We start from the raw sequence: 21620 nt of genomic DNA on the forward strand, positions 1-21620 counted from the left end.
TGATTCTTTTTTTCGTTTCATTCTGTCACCTCCAGACAATACCCGGACTTTCGGAAGGTTCGGATGCTGCAGCTGCTGTGTTCCATTGCTTTTCGAAGCATCTTGATGTGGTTGTCCACGACCCGTTCATTTCCTTCAAATTCATATCCCCAGAAACGGATCAGGAGCTGTTCCCGGCTGTAGATCCGGTTGGGATTTTCCATGAAGAAGAGGAGTATCTCATATTCCCTCGGAGCCAGCGGCAGAGGGGTTCCCTGCACCAGAATCCGCCGCATCCGGAAATCCGCTACCAGGTCTCCCCGCCGCAGCGTCTGGAAAGGGGCCTCTCCACGGACGCGGCTCATCAGGGACATGGCTTTGGCGTAGAGCACCGGCAGGGAAAAGGGTTTTGTCACGTAGTTGTCGGCTCCCAGGGAGTAGCCGTTCAGCTCGTCCTCCTCCATGACCCGGGCCGTGATAAAGATGACCGGCACGTCGCTGTCCTCACGAATCCGCCTGCACACGGTAAAACCGTTCAGCTTCGGGAGCATGACGTCCAGAAGGATCAGCTGAAAAGCGGCTGTGCGTATGGTTTCTAAAGCTTCCTCTCCGTTTGCTGCCTCCGTGATCTGCCAGCCCTTGCTTCCAAAATAGTCGGCAATCGTTTCGCGCAAAGCGCGGTCGTCTTCTACAATTAATAAATGCATTGCCATCTTTTTATCACCTCGTTTCTCTTAAGCGGATGTCCCATCTGAAGCAGCGGAGCAATAACATGCTGCTTGCGGGTGGATGAATAATATAGTTGTTACAGATACTATACCGCGGAAATATATACTTATTGTATGCTGGAGCCAAGAAAATAAAAAATAATGGAACAGCCGGGAAAATTCCGACAGTTCCATTACGTTTTTGGATACATTGTGTAGAAAAAATACCGGCTGCCGGCTTTTTTGCATTATTCCCACGGATTCCCATCCGGTGAGACGCTCTGCTGTTCTTTCAGCCACTCCCGGAAAATATCCGTGAAGGAGCCTTCCTCCAACCGGGCGTGATAGAGCTCGCCTGCCTGCTTGGTATAGCTCCGTGTCAGGAAAGCGACCTGATAGGTCTGGTCATCCTCCAGGCTGGCGCCGCCCTTCGTTACCAGGACATAGGGGTAGGCTTCTCCTTTTCCGGAAAGGTTAAAGCCCTCCTCCGCCATCTCCCTGACCTGTGCTCCGGTCATGGTGAGGACGGCATATTCCCCATCGTATCCGGGGGAAATGGCGGAAATGATATCTGCGTCGATCATGCCCTTGTAGAGCTTTCCGCTGATGCCGGCGCTTAACAGATCTCCTTTCTTATAGAAAGAAGCCACCGGTATCATCGCCGCATCCGCCCCCGCAGCATTTCCCAGGGCCTTGCCTGCCAGGGCTGCGGTTTCCTCTAACGTAAAGTTGGCGGTGCTCTCGCATACATCCGTATTGTCGGGATGGCTGAGATAGCTGGTCTGCAGAGCATCCATCAGGGAAATGCAGGTCTGGCCGTCCAGGCCCTCCTCGCCCTGGAGCCAGCGTTTGAACATCTTGCCCATGTCATAGAGGACATGTTCCCAGCCGGTGTAGGTGACAGGAGCGATCCGCCCCTCCTGCTGGGCCTGCCATGCGTCATAGATCAGTGCATCCTCCGGGACCTCCTCATTGTCCAGAGGGCTGAGCAGGCAGGGTTTAAGTTTGCCGCTAAAGACGGCCTGCCCTTCGGGGGAATAAAGCAGGGACAATAGGTGCACTGCATCCTCCAGTTTTTTCTCATTGCCCGGCTCGGTGAGCCGTCGGCTGATGCCGATGTAGGCGGAGGGCTGGTATATATAGACATTTTTGCTGCCGTCCCGGCTGAGGTAAGGCATCATGCCGAGCTGGTCGCCGGTTGGAAGCTCTGCCGTGCTGACATCCAGCATGGATGTGAAGAACATGGCCCGGCGGTTTCCCAGTTCCTCGTCGATCAGGTCCTGATTGCTCCGTTCCTTAAGGTCTGCGGAGAACATCCCCATATCTATGTACCTCTGGACGTCCTCCATGGCAGTTTCCCACATGCCCGCAGCCGGGGCGCCGCCGGAGAGAAATTCTTGCTCCCAGTCCGCACCCTCGGGGGTGGAGAGCCAATCGGTCTTGGCCACGTTGAATACGGCGGAAAAGGGATCGTCGTTCAGTTTGGTGCCAACCAGGCCGGGGGTCATGCCTGCAGCCCGGATCTGGCCGCACAGGGCTTCCAGTTCCGTAAGGTCGGAGGGCACTGCCCAGTTGTGTTCCTCCATCAGCGTTTTGTTGTAGTAGATACCGTGTACACTGCCGTTGACGGGCAGAAGATAGACGCCGCCGTCAACCGACGCCTGGTCCAGAACCCCAGAGGAAATATGTTCCGTAAAATCAAAGCCGGACAGGTCTGCCAGCCGTTTAGCGGCAAGATCAGGATCCAGATTCCGGGTGGTAATGAAGATGTCGGGAATGTCGTCTCCCCGCATCTGCGCCCAGTCGTAGCTGGTACGGTTGGGGCCTGCGTAGGGGGAATAATCAAGCACGATATCCGGGTAAGTCTGATCCGCCAGCTTTAAAAAATCTTCATAGCCGTTCCGGGTGCCCCAGATCAGTGCATCGCCGTCGTTTTGGGTCTTCCGAAAGGTGCAGGCGGATAACAGAACAATCGCTGCCGCGGACAGGACTGCCAGGCGGCGCAACAGTTTTGCTTTCATGAAAAATGACTCCTTTCCTGTAGGGGCGCCGCGCCTTTTTCGGATGTGTAAACTGACTGCCGGATAAAGGGGCGCCGCGTTGATTTCATGGAATTATCATATCATATCCAGATGGATTTTTCAATTTTGGAAGCTGCCCGGAATTACAAAAAATTCCACTCCCCAGATCCCTTTCAAATCGCCCTTTTTTTCTTCGCCGATCATGGGATCTTCGAGGATTTTGTCAATGGCTGCCTGATATAATGCTTTCAATTTTTTGTCTTTTATTTTTTTGATGAATTTCGCTGCCGGCGGTAGGAAACGTATTTTTGCCATATTTATTCCTCCGCACCAAAAACATCGTTATAAGAAGCTGATTCTATCTCAGATAAAGCCGCTTTTTCGGCGTCCGAAAGCATTCTCTCCACGGCAGGGCGGATCTGCTTTTGGGCAAGCCTGAACCGATCCAGCAGATCTTCGCCGCTATACCCTTTTGCAATCAAATCTGCTAGGATCTGTTCGGCGAATTCACCGCCTCCAGTTGTCTTTACAGGCCGGCGGTTGAACGATTGTTATAAAAAAACAGCCTATTCCGAAAGAATCTGAGAAAGAAATATGATATTGTTAGTCGGAAAAACGGATAAGGAGGTGCTCTATGACAGAGAAAGAAAGGCTGCGCCAGAAGATGTTCCGACTGGTTCTGCCGATGTGGTCAAGCTGCCGGTGGTGTACCGTCATTACATAAAATACGGGTGGGTGAAAAACCTGACCTGACACCGAACGTGAAATTTCAGCATCAAAAAGGCAGCAGGAACCGAGGTATTTCTTGGATTCCTGCCGCCTATTTTTGATTCATTGTGTAAATATTGCCCATGGCATTATTTTCTGCCGGACGGTGCATAGAACTGCCCGTTCATCATAGCCATGCCTCCGCAGATGACTTCCGCATTCTCTTTCCAGTACTTTTTGAATCCCGCGATCATCCTCTCTACCAGGTTTGCATTTGCTTCAAGCATGTATCTTGCGTCTTCCGCTGTCATATTTGTATACATAATCTGTTTCTCCTTTTCTGATTTAGATTCTGTCTTACTGTCTGTTTCCCTGTGACGTGTATTATCTTATCACGGCCGGAAACAAATTTTTAGATAAATTATTGATGAATAATTAGGGCGATATTGACATTCTTGCTAGGCGGTTCCGGTAATTTACAGTATGAAACAAGCCCGGGAGGGAAATCGGCAAAAGGGCTAGTACAGCATTGCGTATATAATGGTGAAGAATTCACCGTTAATTACGCAAGGCTGTACTAGGGGCTGTTTTCTAACTTCTTTCTGATTTGAAATATAATGCAGTGCCGGCTAAAGCGACAAGACATTCCGTAATTGGAAAGGACAGCCATACCCCTGTCATTTTTAATAAAAATGACAGGAAAAACGCCATAGGGATTATAACTAAAAGACCTCTTGACAGTGAAACGATTTGTGCGGGCAGGGCTTTTTCTATTGATGTAAAATACGAGGATATAATGATATTAAAGCCCACAAATGGAATCGCTGTAAAATACAATTTTAACCCGGTTTCTGCAATCTGCTGTAACTGCATATTTTGTTCACTGTTAAATATGCTGACAATTGGATTGGCAGATAATAGAAAAATAAAATAAATCCCGCATGATATAACCAGCATTGTTATTAAGGCATATTTCAAAATCTGTTTCTGGCTTTCGCGCTCACCATATCCATATACTCTGCTTAAAATGGGCTGTGTTCCCTGTGCTATCCCTGTATAAATGGAAATGACCACAAGCGACAGGTTTGCAACCACGCCATAAGCAGCCACACCAATATTTCCCTGCAGGTGCAGAATAATAGCATTAAAAGCGATTATTACAATTCCGGATGCCATTTCTGTGATGAAAGACGGAACACCTAAAGAAAGGATATCTCTTGTCAATCGAAATGACAGATTTATTCGTACGAAATGAAACTGGTTTTGCTTTGTGAGCCAATGCCTGGATAAAACAGTCAAACTAATAACGGGTGCTAAACTTGTAGCGAATACTGCGCCGAATATTCCCATATGAAGGGGGAATATAAATATATAATCTAAGATTATGTTTGAGAAGCTTCCAGTCAGCATACCAATCATCGATAATTTAGGATTTCCGTCATTTCTGACAAAGCAGGTCATTGTGTCATTCGCCATAAATGCCGGAGCGAATAGCAGAATAACCTGTAAATATGTTTTTGTCATATGAAAAACCTCTTTGTCGGCACCTAATAGTTTTGCCAGGTTTTTAGAAAAGAAAATGCCTGTCAACACGAAAATGACAGCCAATACAGCCATCATACATACTGTGTTTGAAAAAGCCTTATCCGCGTTTTTATATTTTTTTTGTCCTCTGTAAATGGAATATTTTGTTGCGCCTCCCATTCCAAACATCAGACCGCTTCCATGAATAAGGCTATAGACAGGAATGGCCAGGTTAAGCGCAGTCAGACCATTTGCGCCCAAACCGTTTGAAATAAAAAAGGTATCGGCAAGTATGTAACATGATAAGCCAATCATACCACATATATTTAGGATTACATATTGAAAAAATTCTCTTAAAAGTGTTTCTGCTTTCATAGATATCTCCTTTAAAAACAAAAGGCGCCAGAACATTCTATCTTCTATGACCTAACGATAGAATGTCTGACGCAAAATCTCTTTACCCGGTGGCAAAAGAGCAGCGTTGTTTCCAGTATTTTTATTTCTGTTCTTCTACTTCAATCTTGCGGATCTGCTTTGTGCGGATCTCTTCACAGATATCACGGATAAAGGTATCCAGCGGCTTCTGGCCCTCATCTCCCAGATAACGGCTGCGTACCGATACCACGCCTTCCTCCTGCTCTTTGGCGCCCACGACCAGCATAAACGGAACCCGGTTCAGGCGGGCGTCACGGATCTTGTAGCCCATTTTCTCGGAGCGCTGATCCACGGAGCAGCGGATGCGGGCCTCTTTCAGCTTTTGCTCCACCTGGGCCGCGTAATCGTGGTATTTATCCGAGATCGGGATGATGCGCACCTGCTCCGGACAGAGCCATGTGGGGAATAATCCGGCATATTTTTCAATCAGCCATGCCAGCGTCCGCTCGTAGCAGCCCATGGAAGTTCTGTGGATGATGTAGGGGCGTTTCTTGTCGCCGTTTTCGTCAATAAAATACATATCAAACTGTTCCGCCAGCAGGGCATCCCACTGGATGGTGATCATAGTGTCTTCCTTGCCGTATACGTTTTTGGCATTGATATCCACCTTCGGTCCGTAGAACGCGGCTTCGCCCACGTCCTCGACAAACGGGATATTCAGCTCCTGGAGCATGGCGCGGATATGGCCTTCGGTTTCCTCCCAGACTTCCGGCGAGCCGATGTATTTTTCACTGTTTTCCGGATCCCATTTGGACAGGTGGTAGGTCACATCCTCCTCCACGCCCAGAACCTGCAGGATATGCTGTGCCAAGGCGATACAGTCTTTGAACTCCTTTACCATCTGGTCCGGCCTTACAACCAGATGCCCCTCGGAAATGGTAAACTGGCGAACCCGTGTGAGACCGTGCATCTCGCCGGAATCCTCGTTGCGGAAGAGGGTCGAGGTCTCGCCGTAGCGCAGGGGCAGATCCCGGTAGCTGTGCTGCTCGGCCTTATATACATAGTACTGGAAGGGGCAGGTCATGGGGCGCAGGGCAAAGACTTCTTTGTCCTTGTCTTCATCCCCCAGCACAAACATCCCCTCTTTGTAGTGATCCCAGTGTCCGGAGATCTTGTACAGGTCGCTCTTTGCCATCAGCGGGGTTTTGGTGCGGATGTATCCCCACTCGTTGTCCTCCAGATCCTCGATCCAGCGCTGCAGCTCCTTGAGCATGATTACGCCGTTGGGCATGAGAAGGGGCAGCCCCTGTCCGATCACGTCCACGGTGGTGAACAGCTTCATTTCACGGCCCAGCTTGTTGTGGTCGCGTTTTTTCGCCTCTTCCAGCATGGTGAGATGCTCCTGCAGCTCGTCCTTTGTGCCGTAGGCGGTTCCGTAGATCCTGGCCAGCATCTGATTTTTTTCATTGCCTCTCCAGTAAGCGCCGGAGGAGGAGATCAGCTTGAACGCCTTGACGCCCTTGGTGCTCATCAGGTGGGGGCCTGCGCACAGATCCACCCAATCTCCCTGGGAATAGAAGGAAATCTCCGCGTCCTCGGGAAGGTCCTGGATCAGCTCTACTTTATAGGGTTCATTTTTCTCTTTGAAAAATGCGATGGCGTCCTCACGGGATTTTGTAAAGCGCTCGATCTTCGCCCCTTTCTTGATGATCTTTTTCATCTCTTTCTCAATAGCGTCCAGATCTTCCCTGGAAAATGGGGCGCTTTCAAAGTCATAATAAAATCCGGTGTCAATGGACGGCCCGATGGCCACTTTTGCCTCCGGGAACAGGCGCTGCACGGCCTCGGCCAGCACATGGGAGGCGGTGTGGCGCAGGGCGGAGAGCCCCTTTTCATCCCTGGCGGTGAGGATATTTAAGCTGCAGTCGCTGTCCACAATGGTGCGCAGATCCACAACCTCCCCGTTGATTTCGCCGGCGCACGCGGCGCGCGCCAGACCTTCGCTGATATCGTACGCGATATCGATGATGGATTTTGCTTCGGAATACTCTTTTGCAGAGCCGTCTTTTAATGTGATGATCATAGTACGTTCGTTCCTTTCTGTAAAATTTTGAGAAATGTTTCTGCTGTCTTGAAGTGTCAGAAAAAAATATAGCCCGCCCCCTGTGATTGTTTGAGATCACAAGGGACGAGCTGAAATTCTTAGCCGCGGTTCCACCCTTCTTGCTGATTGCGTACGCAAAAAGCCGCTTTTTAGAAGCTGTTGAAAAAAACGGATACAGCTTCTTATGATGATAACGGAATCACCGGACCGGATTGGGGTCACTCGGAGGTGGTTTTCAAATGCTTCTGCAGTAAGATGCTTCCAGCACCGGACACAAATCCCTGCCCGGGCATCTCTCTCTGGAAAGTTCCGCACTCTACTCGTTTCGTCTAAGTGTTATTTTTTTCAGTTCTTTCGTTCTGCTTTTGCTGTTCTCTTGTATTATATGCAAGAAGAAGAGATTTTTCAAGTAAAATATCGAAATTGGATCAATTTAATCTGGCTCAGGGTTATTATTCACACCCTTACCGGGTGCTCACAGCAACGTCAGTTTTCATCCGAATCCAGTCCTGCGAAGAAATCATCGTAGGTACACCCATAGATTTTGCGAAGCTCGATCAGCACGCTGATCCGTATATTCAGTTCACCTCTCTCGTACTTCTCATAGGTGCTCCTGCCGATATCACATGCATGATGCTGCAGTCTGGCACAGAGCTTTTCCTGTGAAAGTCCATGCGCCAGACGAAGCTTTTTCAGATTTGCCCCCATGTCTCGATCACGCCTTAATTTCTGTTCCCGTTCCATATTTTTCCCTCCTGAGATTTTTTACCTTTTCCTCATATCCCATCATACCCTTAATTCACAGGAAATATTGCCTTTGGCAGCGGCCCCATGGATTTCCATGGCTTCCGCTGAGGTCAGTCACTTGACCTTATGCGGCTCATCCGGATCCAGGCCTGCAAAGAAATCATCATATGCACATCCATAGATCTTCCGGAGCTGAATGAGTACGCTGATCCGGATATTCAATTCCCCGGTTTCATATTTTTCATAAGTACTCCGGCCAATGTCACAGGAACGGCGCTGTAATTCCGCACACAGCTTCTCTTGTGACAACCCGCTCGTTTTCCGCAGTTTTCTAAGGTTTTCCCCCATATTGCAGTCGCGCCTTAACTTTTGCTCCATTTTTACACCTCATTTGAATTTTCAGTTTTTGACCAGTATTGGTTGCAACTTCTTGTTATTTTATGGTATGCTGACTGAAAATATTGACCTCTATACTGGTCAAAAAGTAAAGAGAGAGAAAGATCATGAAGGAAATACTGGATAAAATACAGAAACGTTCTATAGATGACAGGAAAAGGATTGTGAATAAAAGGTTCTGCAGGATCGTATATCTGGCAGTTCTCCTGGTGATCCCGATTTTGGGATACCTGCAATGGGGACGGGATGTGGCGGTGTGCAGCAGCAATCCAAAAATATTTTCAAATGGGAGTCTGGAGGAGATATCGATCATAGCGAATAAGCTGTATATATTTGATCAGGAAAAATTTGCAAGATATGTATTGCAGAGATGCGCGGATAATTCTTTTAGGGAGGTCCGGTTTTCTTATGATCTGAGCGGATATCCGAATGAAGTGCATATCACCGTATATATGAATCGGGCTGCATGGAAATGGAGGAAAAAGGCTTTTGAGATCCGTTGGATTTCAGAGGAGAATAAGCATTACAATATAGTAGAAAATCCGGAGAAGTACAGAATAGAGATTAAGTGAGATGTTCTGCGGAAGGGATCATAGATATGTGGATACCTGCAAGGGCAGACGATCTATGAGATCCATGATCCAAATAGCTGACCTGGCGAAGATTCAGATTGAAAAGGCGCAAAACAGGGACCCTACCGCCGGTAGGATGACATTTTCAAGAGTTTATGTCATAATAAAGCCATGGAAGGGGGCGTTTTTATGATCGATGTAAAAAAAGTCGGAGCATTTATCTCAGAATGCCGGAAGGAAAATGAGTGGACACAGAAGCAGCTTGGAGAAATGCTTGGCGTTACGGATCGGGCGGTGTCAAAATGGGAGACCGGCAGATCGCTGCCAGACATCGGTCTGATCGAACCGTTATGCGGATTGTTTGGGATCCGTGTCAGTGAATTTCTGGCAGGAAAGAAGATGGAAGCAGAAGCGTATCAAAAGGAGACGGATGAACTGCTGATCAATGCGATCGGAGAACACCAGCTGTATGGATTTCAGATCGTGATCCATCTGTTGACAGTGATCGCTCTGCTGGTCTTTTCCATTCCTTTTTTGATCAGGAGGGAAACGCAATGGCTTCCCGGATTGGAGACGGAGAATCTTCTCTGCTGGATGGCAGCGGTTGTCCTGACAGGAATCATCTGGTATCTGGATAAAAACCTGCCTGCCCGGAAATACCGTGCCTCCAATGTGTGGATAGAAGCAGCAGGAGGCGCAGTTCTTTTTTGTATTCTTATGGGCATCGATTTTTATGCTTCCGGCGGGGGCAGAGCGCTGGAACAGGTAACGGCGGCAGAGAAGCTATGGGCTGCGATCCTCGCGGCGGCAGGGCTGATCTTTACGGTTGCTGTACGGATTTTCGGATGCCGAACGAGGAAATGAAAGTGAATTTACAATAAGTGATAGGATCGCCGGTGATGATCCTATTTGAAAACAACAATATTATATTGCGGAAAATAAGGAACAACTTTGAAGCCTTAGGAGTCAGTACACTAGTATAATCCACATGAATTAACCTTATGTTTCGATTGGGTAAATTTCCATCTGCTGCGTTGTCGTCAATCCCGGATAGGTCTGGTCAATGAGGCCGATCAGGTTGTTTTTCATGGCGGTTTTGTGTTTACAATAAATGGATATTGACATTCCATTCCATCTATACTAAACTGAAGGTCACAGACGGTAATCCACATAGAGAAACGGCTTGTTTTTGAACTTCACACCTTCTGGAACAGTCAGAGTTCCAGAATTTCATATTCTATTGTCTGTTTTTATCTTTCCTGCTATCCTGGGAATTTTCAAAACTGCTATGGAAAAAATATAATTTAGTAAAACCGCATTGTCTGTGACTGCTATTTTTGATATAGTAACAATATAGCAGCTTTGTATCTGTGATATACCCGAGGGCACCCCATTATGGCCATGCGGCCGTTTCATAAGGTATCCCCAAGGGCACCCCATTATGGCCGTTTTATAAGGTATACTATAGATACTAGGTTTCTCTATAGGTTTTACGGAAAGGATGATTATGTGCAAAGAGAACATGAAAACCGTCCCGGAAGCTGCAAAGCCTGCTGCAGAGGAGTCCGTCATACAGCATGAAGATGCAGCTCTGAAAACAGCCTTCCTCTATTTTTCAGAGGAGCTGCTCCCGTATTTTGGGATCACGAAAAAGGCTGTGGGGATAGCCGCAACAGAACTGGTGAAGCTGGATGTACAGAAATTACATGAAGATTTCAACTTTATCATGGAGGATGGTTCCTGGATTCATTTTGAGTTTCAAAGCAGGAACAAAGGACGTAAGGACTTGAAGCGGTTTCGGATGTATGAAGCGACAGCCAGTTACCAGCATAATGCGGCCATTACTACATACGTGCTCTTCTCCGGGAATGTCAAAAGGCCCATGACGGAATATACGGAGGGAATCAATACATTTTGCATCAAGCCGATCACCATGAAAAGTCACAGTGCGGACCGGTTGATTGCGAAACTTCAAAAAAGTCAGGAGAATGCCGAGAAACTTAAGAAAGAGGATCTTGTCCTGCTGACACTCTGCCTGCTGATGGACGGGGAAATGCCCTTAAAGGATCGGGTGAGGGCGGCGTTTCGCATTACGCAGGAAGCAGGAGATGACTATGAGGAGATGGACAGGATTGAGGCGGTATTGTATGTAATGGCGGATAAGTTTTTGGATTCTGTTGAAATGGATGAATTGATGGAGGTAATCGGAATGACACGACTTGGACAAAAATTGGTAAATAGAGGAATGGAACAGGAAAGACTGGAAATTGCCGAAGGACTGATCGGTATCCTAGATGAACGGATCATTGCGGAGAGGACAAGGCTTCCTCTTGAAACCGTGTTGAAATTAAAAGAACGTCAGGAATCAGCGCCTGTATTATAAGACTCAAATTAAACCCTATGGGAAGGCTGCCGGACATCACCCAGATCAAGCCATTCCTGGCCCATGGGGAACTTTCGCAGCCAATCTAACATTGATAAAAGAGGCCGTCTGGAAATGAGATATTTCCAAACAGCCTCTTTTTTCAAATATTACACTAGGAAATAGACAGAATTTCTATACTTATTACACTGGTTTCTTTTTCAAACCCCTGCTACAATCTAATTATCACCAGCCAGACCACTTTTTTGACAAAGGAGATCAGAGTAAAATGGATGATTTTTTAAATCAGGTCCGACGGCAGGCAGAAGGAAAATGTGAGCCGGAGCTGACGGAACTATTTGTGAACTGCTATACCAACACCCTGGACACGACGATCCGGAGGATGGAGGACAACACGGCCCATGTGATTACAGGGGATATCCCGGCCATGTGGCTGCGGGACTCATCGGCCCAGCTGCGGCCGTATTTGTTCCAGGCGAAGGAGGACGAGGAGCTTCGGGAGCTGATCGCGGGGGTAGTCAGAAGGCAGTTTCAGTATATCTGCATCGACGCCTATGCCAACGCGTTCAACGAGTCCCCAAGCGGGGCATGCTGGGCAAAAGACGATCCGGAGCAGAACCCGTGGGTATGGGAGCGGAAGTTTGAGGTAGATTCTCTCTGCTATCCGATTCAGCTTGCGTACCTGCTTTGGAAAAATACAGGATGCACCTCCCAGTTTGACGGGAATTTCCACGAAGGGGTTGAAAAGATTTTCCAGGTATTCCGAAAGGAGCAGTACCATGAGGAACGATCCGAATATCGGTTCATAAGGAAGAGCCCGTTGTTCCGCGATACCCTTTCCAGAGATGGGAAAGGGGCGCTGGTCAGATCCGGAACCGGCCTGATCTGGTCAGGCTTCCGGCCCAGCGACGACGCATGCACCTACGGATATCTGATCCCTTCCAATATGTTTGTGGTGGTGGTCATGGGATATCTGGAAGAAATGGCCCGGACTCTTTTTTCTGACCGGCAGTTGGAAAAGGAGGCAGGAGACCTCCGGGAAGAGGTGAGGCAGGCCATTGAAAAAGAGGGCAGAACCTATACGGAAGAAGCGGGCATGATTTACGCCTATGAAGCGGATGGGTTTGGCATGTACGAGCTGATGGACGACGCCAATGTGCCCAGCCTGCTGGCGATGGATTACCTGGGCTATCCGGCGGATCCGGAGACAGCCGGGAATACCAGAAGGTACATATTGAGCGAGGCAAATCCCTACTATTACAAAGGGGCAAAGGCGGCGGGGATCGGAAGCCCCCACACGCCCCCCGGCTTTATCTGGCATATCGCAATGGCCGTCCAGGGGCTGACCTGCAGGCGCAGGGAGGAACGGCTGGAAATCCTCCGGAGCATGGCAGCCACCACAGGGGGAAAGAATGTGATGCATGAGGGCTTTTCCTGCGAAGATGACAGCAGGTACACCAGGGACTGGTTTTCCTGGGCAAACGCCATGTACGCAGAATTGTTTTTGAACTATTTGGGATATGAATTGGAAATAAAATAATTTACACAGTAACAAAAAGATTGACATAGAAAATATAAAATGACTTCAAACAGGAGGCTGAAAGACACATGTTCCATACAGACAGAAAATTAGACAGAAGAATCCATGAAGTAAAAAACTACAGATACCGGGATGTCAGAGAACTGAAAGAATTTGCGGTTCGCGAGGATGTGCAGGGCGTGGTCAACCCGGTGGTGCCGGTCTGCTTTGACGATTGGGACACCATCCGGGTGGGAGACTGCTGGTCAGGCCGGGACCGTTATCTCTGGATGCACAAAGAGGTTGAGATCCCAGAGGAATGGAAGGGGCAGCGGGTGGTCGGAATCTTTGACTTCGGCAAGACCGGGGCAGGCAACAACTCCGGCTTTGAGGCCATGTGCTATATCAACGAAAAGCCTTACCAGGGAGTGGACATCAACCACATGGAAGTATTTTTCCCGGAAGAGCTGTGCGGAAAACGCTTCCGTCTGACCTTCCGGCTCTGGTCCGGACTGGAGGGCGGCGGCGTGCCCAGGGAGCAGGAGCACAAGATCAAACGGGCGGATCTGGCCTGTCTGGATGAACAGACAGACGACCTCTATTATCTGGGTTCCCTGATCTTGGACACAGTCGGTCAACTGGACGATGGAGATCCTGTGAAATACGACCTGCGGACTGCGCTGGATCAGGCCAGCCACTGCATTGACTGGTCTTACCCGGGGAGCGAAGTATTTTACGAAACCGTCCGACAGGCAGATGAGCTTCTCAATGAAAAGATTGACGGCATGGGAAAAGAGTCCAGGATCAACGTTCACTGCGTGGGGCACACCCACATCGACATGGCGTGGCTCTGGCGGCTCAAGCATACCCATGAGAAAGCGTCCCGCTCCTTTTCCACGGTGCTGCGTATGATGGAACTGTTTCCGGAGTATATCTTCCTCCAGACCCAGCCGCAGATCTACGAATATATCAAAGAAGATTTTCCGGAAATCTACGAAGAGATCAAAAAGCGCGTGAAAGAGGGCCGCTGGGAGACAGACGGCGGCATGTGGGTGGAGGCGGACTGCAACCTGACCAGTGGGGAATCCCTGACCCGCCAGCTCCTGATCGGCAGCCGTTTCCTGAAAGAGGAATTTGGAAAAGACGTGGAATACCTGTGGCTCCCGGACGTGTTCGGCTATTCCTGGGCGCTGCCCCAGATCCTGAAAAAATCCGGGATCGACATGTTTATGACCACGAAGATCAGTTGGAACCAGTACAACCGGATGCCCCACGATACCTTCCGCTGGAAAGGGATGGACGGCTCCGAGGTGCTGACCCATTTTATCACCACTCCGGAACCGTGGAACGGGCCTGACTCCTGGTTCTATACCTACAACGGCCTTCTGACCGGCCGGACTGTGAAGGGGGTATGGGATTCCTACAGCGAGAAGGAAATGAACAAGGATCTGCTGATCTCCTTTGGATACGGAGACGGAGGCGGCGGTGTGAACCGGGATCTGCTGGAAGCCAGAAGAAGGCTGGATAAAATCCCCGGCCTGCCAAATGTAAAGACATCCACGGCAGGCGCGTATTTCCGGAAATTGAAAGAGAACGTGAGGGATACGGAGCAGTATGTTCATACCTGGGACGGGGAGCTGTACCTGGAATACCACAGGGGTACATACACCAGCCAGGGCTATAACAAGCGCATGAACCGGAAAATGGAGCTGCTCTACCGGAAGGCGGAATGGCTCACCGCCATGGCGGCTGTGGGGAAAGAGAACCTGGACGGGGCAGAGCAGGAAAAGCTGACAAAGGGATGGAAAATGATCCTGACCAACCAGTTCCATGATATCATCCCCGGCTCCTCGATCCATGAGGTGTATGAGGATTCCCGCAGGGATTATGAAATGGTTCGGCAGATCGGGGAGGAAGTCATCGCGGATTACCGGGATCAGGTATTGCAAAATGCGGAGGATGCCTATACCGTTTACAACGCGTCCGGATGGAAGTCGGATATTCTGGCGGAAATCCCGGAAACAGCGAGCGGGGTATTCACCGACGGGGCAGGAAACGTGCTTCCCTCCCAGCAGGGGGATGGAATGTACTATGTACAGGTTCCGGATGTGCCCTCCATGGGGCATCGGAGAGTCCTGTTCTGTAAAGAGGGAACCGCCGCAGAGGCAAAGGGATCTGAGGTGAAGGCTAAAGAAGCGGCAGACGGAATGGATCAAACAGGCCAGCGCATATTCACGGTTCATGGAAAGGAACTGGAAACCCCGTTTTACTCAATCACCCTGAATGATTACGGGCAGATTACCCGGCTGTATGATAAGCAGGAAGCGCGGGAAGTGCTGGCGCCGGGAGAGCGGGGAAACGTCCTGCAGGTATTTGAGGATAAGCCATTGGACAATGACGCCTGGGACATTGACATTTTCTATCAGCAGAAAATGCGGGAGGTTACGGATCTGACCGCCTTTGAAGTGACCTGCCAGGGGCCGCTGCGGCTGGTGGTTCACATGGAATGGAAGTACATGAACACATCCATTTCCCAGGATATGATCCTGTACCGTTTTGACAGAAGGATTGATTTCCGGACGGACGTGGATCTCCAGGAACGGCAGCAGTTGTTCAAGGCGGCATTTACGGTGGACGTGCGGAGTACCTTCGCGACCTACGACATCCAGTACGGCAACGTGCGCCGGCCCAACCACTGGAATACAAGCTGGGATCAGGCCAGATTCGAATCCGTGGGACACCGGTTTGCGGACCTGTCGGAGAGGAACTACGGGGTGGCGCTCTTAAACGACTGCAAATACGGGTATGACGTGAAGGACAACGTGATGCGCATTTCCCTGCTTCGGTCGGGGCTGCAGCCAGACCATCTTCAGGATCTTGGAAAGCATCAGTTTACCTATGCGCTGCTTCCACACAAGGGAGACTTTGTGGAGGGGCAGGTGGTTCAGTCCGGATATGCCCTGAACAACCCGGCGGATGTGTTCAAAGGGGCGGAGCAGGCAGAGAGCGGGAGCTTCTTCACAGTGGACAATGCACAGGTGGAGATCGACGCCGTAAAACGCTCCGAGGACGGCCAGTATCTGGTGGTGCGGTTCCACGATTTTGCAGGGGCAAGGCAGAATGTAACGGTGAAGCCGGCATTTGCATACCGGGCATGGGCGGAAGGAAGCCTGATGGAACAGCCGCTGTCGGCATTTGACGGAGGCGAAGTCAGGCTGGAGCTCCATCCTTACGAAATTAAGACGATCTTATTTCAGCTTTGAGAACGGCGGAATTTGAAAAAAACGATCCGAAACGGCAGACTTCGGGACTGCCTGCCGTTTCGGATCGGTATACAAAAAAAGAACGGGAGGATTTACGATGCTTGGAGAAATATTTCATATAGAAAAAATGATGGGAGCGTGCGAGAAAATCATCTATTTTCTGCTGGTCAATCTGTTTTTCTGGGGGTCCAATCTTCCCCTGCTGCTATTTTTTGTGTTTGTGGGAATCAGCCAGGCAGAGACCTTCCTGCCCCTCTTTCTGCTCTGCGCGATTCCGGCAGGACCTGCGCTGTGCGGAGTATTCTTTTCCATGAACCGGATGCTCAAAGGGACGGAAGTCTCGGCCTGGAAAGACTATTGGGCAGGGTATAAAGACGGGTTTCTGAAAAAGCTGGGTGTTGCGGCGATCCAGGCATGGATGGTCGGGATGTTCTGGACGAATATCCGTTTTTTTACGGTTCAGTGCCCGGTATTTCTGCTGGCGCTTCTGTTTATCCTGCTGTTTGCGGTGAGCCTTTTGATGACGCCGGATCTGTACCTGCTGGCCTCCAGATATGACATGAGTATCCGGGATATTTGGAAGGGGGCGCTGGTGCTGTGCATCGGCCAGCCGCTTCTGACCTTCGGAAATACGGCGGCGCTGGCATTTGTCCTGATGCTTCTGGAAGTTCAGGCGGGAATCTGTGTATTGTTTGTTGTCAGCCTGTATGGTTTTGTGGTAGTATTTATAAATCAGAAGATCTTTCGGATGCTGGAGGCAGGCACATGGAGAAGAAAAGACCAAAACAACTGTATTTGAAAATGTTTCGGACCTATACCGCGATGGTGCTTTGCATTGTGGCGGCTCTGGTCCTTTACTTTATGTCCGCCACCAGAGGCAGGCTGCTGGAAAACGGCCGGGAGGAGCTGGAGCGGATCAGCGGGGAAGCGCTTGCCTATGCGGAAGGGGTGGAGCAGATTGCGGATTACCTCCACCGGGACCTCTACCGCTCCCAGTCGGAGCTGGAGGATCTCCTGCAGTATTTCCGGCTGGAACCGGAGGAATACCAGCAGTATTCCCTGAGACGCTACATTTCCTCGGAGGAGCTGGTATATAAGAGTGTCTTTTACTTTATGAACCAGGCATTTGAGGCGTATTCTGAGTTGGAAAAAATAGAACTGGTCAGTTATGAGACGCAGCAGCTGACAGAATGCCGCCCGGAGAAAATCGTCTTTCCGGGGAAGGACGGGCAGGTGCGGCTGGCCCAGATTCAGAATCAGGAGTATTGCGTGCCGGGGAAGCTTGTCTATGTGAAGGAAGTCCGGGAAATGAACACGATGGAACCGGCTGGCTGCATGGTGTTTACATTTGAGGCGGAGCAGGCGCTGGAAAAAATCCGCAGCTTCAGCCCGTTTGCGGAAATGGCAGTTGTTTTCGGGGAGGACCAGGTGATCTTCCAGTCCCCGGAGGGAGCGGACTATGCCCTTCGGCTTGAGGACCGGCACTATTTTGTGCGCAGCCAGTCGGCGGGGGAATACCAGATCCATACATTTCTGGATGAACGGCAGGCCGCCCGTCTGCCCTGGACCACATTTCTGGCCATCCTGGCAGCGGGGGCGGCGGCAGGCGTGATCGGGATCTTCTTTGTGGACTATTATGCGAAACGGTTTGCCGGGCGGGTGGAAGCCATCCTGGACGCCATGAACCAGGTGACCACCGGGGATTTTCAGGTGCGCCTGGAAACCGGGAAAAAAGAGGACGAGCTGGACATGATCGCGGACAATTTTAACGGGATGTGTGAAAAGCTGGAGCTCTATATCGAAAAAAGCTATCTGGAGGAAATCGAGCGGAAAAATGCCCAGATGCAGGCGCTCCAAAGCCAGATCAACCCACATTTCCTGTACAATACCCTGGAGGCGATCCGCATGAAGGCCATCTGCAACGGGGACCGGGAAGTGGGAAAAATGCTGTACAGCATGGTGGTCCTGTTCCGAAGCCAGTTAAAGGAGGCCGATGTGATCACCCTGGGGCAGGAATTGGACTACTGCAAGCAGTATCTGGAATTGTTTGAGTACCGCTATCAGGGGTGTTTCCGGTCGGAGGTGGAATGCCCGGCAGAGCTTTTGTCCCTGCCCATTATCAAGTTTGTGCTCCAGCCTGTGATGGAAAATTATTTTATCCACGGCATTGAGCGGGAGCGGCAGGACAATCTGGTGCAGGTCCGCGGGGAGAAAAAAGGGGACACGCTGTTTCTCTATGTGAAGGATAATGGCCGGGGCATGGACCCGGAGAAGCTGGCGCAGATGAACAGGGAGCTGCGGGAGAATGTGAAGACGGAGAGGCGGAACGGGCAAAAGCTGCGGGAGAATGCGAAGGCGGAGAGGCGGAACGGAGAAAATCCGCGGAATAAACCGGAATCAGAGAAGGGCCGGGAACCACAGGAACAGGCCGGGACGAAAAAGCGGAATGAATCCATCGGTATCCATAATGTAAACCGGAGGCTTAAGGCGGTCTATGGTGAGAAGTACGGGATCTATCTGGAGGCGGTACAGCCCAAAGGGCTGATGGTGGTACTGATGGCCAAAGCGGAGGAAGACGCGGGCAAAGACCGGGTGAGCGGTTGTGCGGAAGAAGGGGAAGAGCATGAAAAAGGTAATGTTAGTTGAGGATGAGGAGTTTATCCTCCAGGGGATACGCTGTATCATTGACTGGGAAGAGATTTCCATGACCGTGGTTTCCATGGCCCACAACGGGCGGGAGGCATTGGAGATGTTCAGCAGGGAACCTGCGGATATCGTGGTGACGGACGTGGAGATGCCGCTGATGAACGGCCTGGAGCTTTTAGAGGAGATCCGGAAGATCAATCCCAGGACCAGGTGCATCATTTTATCCGGCTATGATGAATTTGAATACGCCAGGACCGCACTGAAGCTGGACGTGGAGGAGTACATCCTGAAACCGGTCAATGAGGAACAGCTGAAACAGGCGCTGATCCATGCGGCGGAGCATTTTGACGAGATTGCCAGGGAAAAGGCAGGGAGCATGGAGGACAAGATCGGCTGGCACCGATTTCTTAAGGGGAAGCTGGACAAAAACGAGGCGGAGACCTTTCTCAGGATGCTGCCGGAGATCGGCCCGGAGGAATCCGTCACGGCGGCCATGATGAAGATCGATGCCGACAGCCTGGAAGCCAGGGACGGCATGCAGGACGTTTTGATCGGGCTGCAGAAGCTGCCCCGGAAGCTGAAAACCATTTACCTGTCGCCGGACACGCTGTTTCTGCTCTTATATGAAGAACGGGAAGGTATTCTTCAAGGCAGCCAGGAGGCGTCCGAGACTTTCCGGGCATTTCAGAATCATCTGGAAAGCTCCTTCGGCATCATGAGCTTCATTACGATCGGCCCGCCGATCCGGGCGTACCAGGAGCTGCCGCCGTCCTACAAGATCATTTCCAGGCTGCAGAAATACAGGCTTTTGGAAGGCTACGGCTCCTGCATTACGGAGAGCTACATCAAGGAACGGAAGAACCAGGACGTGGCCATTGATGAGAACCTTCTTCGGAAAATGATCCTGAAAAAGGACAAGGAGGGCGCGCTGAACTATATCGAGGATCTTTTCATCAATAACCTGAAATCCGAGGTGGATGTGGACGTCCTGTACCAGCTTGCCCTGAAAATGGCGATTCTTCTGCAGGACATCAAGGTGGAATATAAGCTGGAGCAGTCCAGGAACCTCCAGGCCCTTACGGAAATGGTGGAAAAGATCTACCAGGCGGACGACATTTTCGGGCTGAAAACCATTTTCATTTCGGAGATCACGGAGATCATCCTCTACCTCCATACCGAGGATTCCCAGTACACGCCGGTGGTGAAGCAGATCATGGAGGAGGTGCGGAAAAATTACAAAGAGGACATGAATCTGAAAACGCTGGCGTACAAATATCATATGAACGCGTCCTATCTGGGGCAGATTTTCCAGAAGGAGGTGGGGTGCTCCTTTACCCAGTATCTGAGCAACACGAAAAATAAGATTGCAAAGGATCTGATTCTGAATACGAATATGAAGATCAATGACATTGCCAAGGAAGTCGGGTATCCGGATACCAGTTATTTTTACCGGAAATTCAAGCAGTGCTACGGGGTGTCTCCGGCGTCGCTGCGCAATATGAAGAAATATTGAGACATTCGGAAGGCGGGGGCTCAAAAGCGGGGGATGGCCTTCCGAATGTTTGGGAAAAAAGTCGGATCAAGAAAACCGGCTTTTTTTCGCGTTTGTGTGATGATTCCGATGATGTTTTGCCGCAGGTCGGCAGTTATTTCAGCCTAAACGCCGCAGGGCTTTTGACAGAAACGGCGAAGATCCATATGAGGGCATAGATCACACCGCCGATAAGAAATATCAGCATGACCGTCACCGCAGGTAAACGCAGCATTGTAAAAATATATGTTAAGATCAGCACAGGCATCTGTACCGTAAACAGTATGGGATTTTGTACGGTACTGTCCTTTATATACGGCTGAAATAAATAATAAACCGATACGTGCTGAATCCCGAATACCGCATATAAAGCGAATACTGTGATCTCAAGCAGCAGAAACGGAATATTCCATATGTCGATCCTTGCCATACAAAACAGCGCCAGAAGAAGTGACCCAGAGGCGGCTGCAAGTAGAAAATTATATTTCAGAACAAGTCTCAGTTTCATAAAATAATTCTGTAGGATTGCCTTTCGAGTCCTGTAAAAACTATATACCAGCAGTTTACTGTCAAAGTGGGTATAATAAAATTTGCAGAACCCTTCCCCGTGGGAATGAGCGGCGGCAATCACAGGTAATAGAGGAACGAACAGATAGATATTGCTTAATATAAGTTTGGTTTCCAAAGGACGGTCGGCAAAACCAATGACTGCGGAAATAAAAACTGCTGTCAAAAAAATCAAACGCCGTTTCAGATATTTAAAAAGCTGCTTTTTATTTCTCAAAATGAACAAGCCATTGATGAACCTGTATCCACGCATTTCTTTTATTTTCTGCGTACTGATCCGTTCGATCTCTGTTTCAGAATGGTAGACTGCGTCTTGCCTTTTCCGCGCAAGTTCTTCTGTCAGGCTCTCCTTTTTAAACAGGCCGGCCAGCGTATCATTATACCCGTCATAAAGGAAAAAAATATAATATACGCTGCAGATTCCGATCACACAATATGCCGATATGAAAAATTTGCCGGTCAGGAATTTCACGATTAACAGATGACTGGAAAGCACGAGCGGACCGTATGCGCCGGCTAATGAAAACATAAACAGAAACAGGCTGAAAATTTTCTTCTTTTCTAATGGAATGCCTGCC

General features: G+C 49.8%; 20 protein-coding genes. 9 read left to right on the forward strand and 11 right to left on the reverse strand.

Going from position 1 to position 21620, the window contains the following annotated elements; all coding sequences use genetic code 11:
- Positions 1–17 precede the first annotated feature (17 nt).
- The 4 genes from EBB54_RS03780 to EBB54_RS03795 form a co-directional block, all read right to left on the reverse strand.
- The gene (locus EBB54_RS03780; RefSeq protein ID WP_125126415.1) at positions 18–692 is read right to left on the reverse strand and encodes a response regulator transcription factor; all 675 of its coding nucleotides are present in this window, start codon (positions 690–692) and stop codon (positions 18–20) included.
- A gap of 242 nt (positions 693–934) precedes the next feature.
- Positions 935–2707 (reverse strand): ABC transporter substrate-binding protein, encoded by a 1773-nt coding sequence (locus EBB54_RS03785; RefSeq protein WP_125126416.1) that lies wholly within the window; start codon positions 2705–2707, stop codon positions 935–937.
- 120 nt (positions 2708–2827) lie between these two features.
- Positions 2828–3022: a type II toxin-antitoxin system RelE/ParE family toxin gene (locus EBB54_RS03790; RefSeq protein ID WP_125126417.1), complete on the reverse strand. Its 195-nt coding sequence runs from the start codon at positions 3020–3022 to the stop codon at positions 2828–2830.
- Between the two features lie 2 nt (positions 3023–3024).
- Positions 3025–3189 carry a hypothetical protein gene (locus EBB54_RS03795; RefSeq protein WP_243127512.1) on the reverse strand — a complete coding sequence of 55 codons (165 nt, stop codon included), beginning with the start codon at positions 3187–3189 and terminating at the stop codon, positions 3025–3027.
- Positions 3190–3301: 112 nt separating this feature from the next.
- On the opposite strand from EBB54_RS03795, the gene EBB54_RS30060 reads away from it, so the two are divergent.
- Positions 3302–3460, forward strand: a complete 159-nt coding sequence (locus tag EBB54_RS30060; RefSeq protein ID WP_154677771.1) for a hypothetical protein — start codon at positions 3302–3304, stop codon at positions 3458–3460.
- Between the two features lie 104 nt (positions 3461–3564).
- On the opposite strand, the gene EBB54_RS30505 is transcribed toward EBB54_RS30060, so the two are convergent.
- From EBB54_RS30505 to EBB54_RS03815, 5 genes are all read right to left on the reverse strand, one after another.
- On the reverse strand, positions 3565–3738 hold the full coding sequence (locus EBB54_RS30505; RefSeq protein ID WP_170178084.1) for a hypothetical protein: 174 nt from the start codon (positions 3736–3738) through the stop codon (positions 3565–3567).
- 268 nt (positions 3739–4006) lie between these two features.
- Positions 4007–5314 carry an MATE family efflux transporter gene (locus tag EBB54_RS03800; RefSeq protein WP_125126418.1) on the reverse strand — a complete coding sequence of 436 codons (1308 nt, stop codon included), beginning with the start codon at positions 5312–5314 and terminating at the stop codon, positions 4007–4009.
- A gap of 121 nt (positions 5315–5435) precedes the next feature.
- Positions 5436–7397 (reverse strand): threonine--tRNA ligase, encoded by a 1962-nt coding sequence (thrS, locus tag EBB54_RS03805; protein WP_125126419.1) that lies wholly within the window; start codon positions 7395–7397, stop codon positions 5436–5438.
- A gap of 507 nt (positions 7398–7904) precedes the next feature.
- Positions 7905–8162 carry a helix-turn-helix domain-containing protein gene (locus EBB54_RS03810; RefSeq protein WP_125126420.1) on the reverse strand — a complete coding sequence of 86 codons (258 nt, stop codon included), beginning with the start codon at positions 8160–8162 and terminating at the stop codon, positions 7905–7907.
- A gap of 117 nt (positions 8163–8279) precedes the next feature.
- Positions 8280–8543, reverse strand: coding sequence for a helix-turn-helix domain-containing protein (locus tag EBB54_RS03815; RefSeq protein WP_004069807.1), 264 nt, complete (start codon positions 8541–8543; stop codon positions 8280–8282).
- Positions 8544–8668: 125 nt separating this feature from the next.
- On the opposite strand from EBB54_RS03815, the gene EBB54_RS03820 reads away from it, so the two are divergent.
- Together EBB54_RS03820 and EBB54_RS03825 are read left to right on the forward strand one after the other, a co-directional pair.
- Positions 8669–9133, forward strand: coding sequence for a hypothetical protein (locus EBB54_RS03820; protein ID WP_004069805.1), 465 nt, complete (start codon positions 8669–8671; stop codon positions 9131–9133).
- 189 nt (positions 9134–9322) lie between these two features.
- Complete coding sequence (locus EBB54_RS03825; protein ID WP_162307076.1) at positions 9323–9997, forward strand: helix-turn-helix domain-containing protein; 675 nt, start codon at positions 9323–9325, stop codon at positions 9995–9997.
- Between the two features lie 135 nt (positions 9998–10132).
- On the opposite strand, the gene EBB54_RS31555 is transcribed toward EBB54_RS03825, so the two are convergent.
- Positions 10133–10258: a hypothetical protein gene (locus tag EBB54_RS31555; protein WP_279229957.1), complete on the reverse strand. Its 126-nt coding sequence runs from the start codon at positions 10256–10258 to the stop codon at positions 10133–10135.
- 376 nt (positions 10259–10634) lie between these two features.
- Here EBB54_RS31555 and EBB54_RS03830 point away from each other — a divergent pair, with 376 nt between their 5' ends.
- The 6 genes from EBB54_RS03830 (at position 10635) to EBB54_RS03855 (ending at position 20457) form a co-directional block, all read left to right on the forward strand.
- Positions 10635–11516, forward strand: a complete 882-nt coding sequence (locus EBB54_RS03830) for a hypothetical protein (protein ID WP_243127513.1) — start codon at positions 10635–10637, stop codon at positions 11514–11516.
- 268 nt (positions 11517–11784) lie between these two features.
- Complete coding sequence (locus EBB54_RS03835; RefSeq protein ID WP_125126422.1) at positions 11785–13056, forward strand: glycoside hydrolase family 125 protein; 1272 nt, start codon at positions 11785–11787, stop codon at positions 13054–13056.
- Between the two features lie 68 nt (positions 13057–13124).
- The gene (locus EBB54_RS03840; RefSeq protein ID WP_125126423.1) at positions 13125–16298 is read left to right on the forward strand and encodes an alpha-mannosidase; all 3174 of its coding nucleotides are present in this window, start codon (positions 13125–13127) and stop codon (positions 16296–16298) included.
- Between the two features lie 97 nt (positions 16299–16395).
- On the forward strand, positions 16396–17097 hold the full coding sequence (locus tag EBB54_RS03845) for a DUF624 domain-containing protein (protein WP_125126424.1): 702 nt from the start codon (positions 16396–16398) through the stop codon (positions 17095–17097).
- On the forward strand, positions 17064–18944 hold the full coding sequence (locus EBB54_RS03850; RefSeq protein ID WP_125126425.1) for a sensor histidine kinase: 1881 nt from the start codon (positions 17064–17066) through the stop codon (positions 18942–18944). The genes EBB54_RS03845 and EBB54_RS03850 overlap by 34 nt, the downstream gene beginning before the upstream one ends.
- The gene (locus EBB54_RS03855; protein ID WP_004069787.1) at positions 18922–20457 is read left to right on the forward strand and encodes a response regulator transcription factor; all 1536 of its coding nucleotides are present in this window, start codon (positions 18922–18924) and stop codon (positions 20455–20457) included. The genes EBB54_RS03850 and EBB54_RS03855 overlap by 23 nt, the downstream gene beginning before the upstream one ends.
- 133 nt (positions 20458–20590) lie before the next feature.
- Here the strand turns inward: EBB54_RS03855 and EBB54_RS03860 are convergent, their stop codons facing one another.
- Complete coding sequence (locus EBB54_RS03860; RefSeq protein ID WP_125126426.1) at positions 20591–21571, reverse strand: hypothetical protein; 981 nt, start codon at positions 21569–21571, stop codon at positions 20591–20593.
- Positions 21572–21620: the final 49 nt, after the last annotated feature.

This window comes from Schaedlerella arabinosiphila (assembly GCF_003885045.1).
Classification (GTDB): Bacteria; Bacillota; Clostridia; order Lachnospirales; family Lachnospiraceae; genus Schaedlerella; species Schaedlerella arabinosiphila.

What these genes read in the sequence shown, in the direction of transcription:
- EBB54_RS03860 (WP_125126426.1), bottom strand. Translation starts at nt 21,571, where the DNA reads ATGTTTTCATTAGCCGGCGCATACGGTCCGCTCGTGCTTTCCAGTCAT.
- EBB54_RS03800 (WP_125126418.1), bottom strand. Translation starts at nt 5,314, where the DNA reads ATGAAAGCAGAAACACTTTTAAGAGAATTTTTTCAATATGTAATCCTA.
- EBB54_RS03815 (WP_004069807.1), bottom strand. Translation starts at nt 8,543, where the DNA reads ATGGAGCAAAAGTTAAGGCGCGACTGCAATATGGGGGAAAACCTTAGA.
- EBB54_RS03850 (WP_125126425.1), top strand. Translation starts at nt 17,064, where the DNA reads ATGGAGAAGAAAAGACCAAAACAACTGTATTTGAAAATGTTTCGGACC.
- EBB54_RS03825 (WP_162307076.1), top strand. Translation starts at nt 9,323, where the DNA reads ATGATCGATGTAAAAAAAGTCGGAGCATTTATCTCAGAATGCCGGAAG.
- EBB54_RS03780 (WP_125126415.1), bottom strand. Translation starts at nt 692, where the DNA reads ATGGCAATGCATTTATTAATTGTAGAAGACGACCGCGCTTTGCGCGAA.
- EBB54_RS03810 (WP_125126420.1), bottom strand. Translation starts at nt 8,162, where the DNA reads ATGGAACGGGAACAGAAATTAAGGCGTGATCGAGACATGGGGGCAAAT.
- EBB54_RS03840 (WP_125126423.1), top strand. Translation starts at nt 13,125, where the DNA reads ATGTTCCATACAGACAGAAAATTAGACAGAAGAATCCATGAAGTAAAA.
- EBB54_RS03790 (WP_125126417.1), bottom strand. Translation starts at nt 3,022, where the DNA reads ATGGCAAAAATACGTTTCCTACCGCCGGCAGCGAAATTCATCAAAAAA.
- EBB54_RS30505 (WP_170178084.1), bottom strand. Translation starts at nt 3,738, where the DNA reads ATGTATACAAATATGACAGCGGAAGACGCAAGATACATGCTTGAAGCA.
- EBB54_RS03845 (WP_125126424.1), top strand. Translation starts at nt 16,396, where the DNA reads ATGCTTGGAGAAATATTTCATATAGAAAAAATGATGGGAGCGTGCGAG.
- EBB54_RS03820 (WP_004069805.1), top strand. Translation starts at nt 8,669, where the DNA reads ATGAAGGAAATACTGGATAAAATACAGAAACGTTCTATAGATGACAGG.
- EBB54_RS03835 (WP_125126422.1), top strand. Translation starts at nt 11,785, where the DNA reads ATGGATGATTTTTTAAATCAGGTCCGACGGCAGGCAGAAGGAAAATGT.
- EBB54_RS31555 (WP_279229957.1), bottom strand. Translation starts at nt 10,258, where the DNA reads ATGTCAATATCCATTTATTGTAAACACAAAACCGCCATGAAAAACAAC.
- EBB54_RS03785 (WP_125126416.1), bottom strand. Translation starts at nt 2,707, where the DNA reads ATGAAAGCAAAACTGTTGCGCCGCCTGGCAGTCCTGTCCGCGGCAGCG.
- thrS (WP_125126419.1), bottom strand. Translation starts at nt 7,397, where the DNA reads ATGATCATCACATTAAAAGACGGCTCTGCAAAAGAGTATTCCGAAGCA.
- EBB54_RS03855 (WP_004069787.1), top strand. Translation starts at nt 18,922, where the DNA reads ATGAAAAAGGTAATGTTAGTTGAGGATGAGGAGTTTATCCTCCAGGGG.
- EBB54_RS30060 (WP_154677771.1), top strand. Translation starts at nt 3,302, where the DNA reads ATGATATTGTTAGTCGGAAAAACGGATAAGGAGGTGCTCTATGACAGA.
- EBB54_RS03830 (WP_243127513.1), top strand. Translation starts at nt 10,635, where the DNA reads ATGATTATGTGCAAAGAGAACATGAAAACCGTCCCGGAAGCTGCAAAG.